The following is a 480-nucleotide window of genomic DNA, read 5'->3' as shown; positions in this document are numbered from 1 at the left end:
GCGAAATACGGACGTGCGGCACCCGACGTCACATACCCCAGGCTGCCCCACGCCCAGCTTGCGTTCGCAACCTTCGTCGTCGTCAAGAAGCCCTTCGGCTTGTCCACACCGTCCCCGTTYACAAAGGCCGAGGATTCGGCACGCATGAATCGCGTCGCGATCTTGCCGGCCAGCCAGTTCTCGATATCGAAGGCGCTGTCATCCAGCAGACGCTGGCTCGCCTTCGGCATGGCCGACAGTTCGTGCAGGCGGATGGATGCATGTGGTGCTGCCAGAGGTAGATGGCCGTATCTTTGCAGGCGTTGCCAGTTTCAAGCAGCCGCTGCGCCGTGATCCTGATCTGCAATGGTCACGCTTTGCGCATCGGGCGGACTCTGAACGTATTGCGGCCATTACAGCGCGCATCAAGGCATGGCACGGTCTGCGCCGGCCCCCAGCGGAAAAGCGGGTGGCCATGGTGCTGTCAACCTATCCGGGGCG

The 480-nt window shown here is 62.4% G+C and carries 2 pseudogenes; one reads left to right on the top strand and one right to left on the bottom strand.

Features of this window, described 5'->3' with window-relative positions:
• Positions 1–257, bottom strand: a pseudogene (locus tag TR36_RS14670) (phage major capsid protein); the annotation flags it as partial.
• Here TR36_RS14670 and TR36_RS14665 point away from each other — a divergent pair.
• Positions 257–480, top strand: a pseudogene (locus tag TR36_RS14665) (cobaltochelatase subunit CobN); the annotation flags it as partial. The pseudogenes TR36_RS14670 and TR36_RS14665 sit on opposite strands and share 1 nt — an antisense overlap.

It is taken from the genome of Falsirhodobacter sp. alg1 (assembly GCF_000739715.2).
In the GTDB taxonomy this organism is placed as follows: domain Bacteria; phylum Pseudomonadota; class Alphaproteobacteria; order Rhodobacterales; family Rhodobacteraceae; genus Falsirhodobacter.
This window is presented reverse-complemented; position numbering and strand designations above follow the sequence as displayed.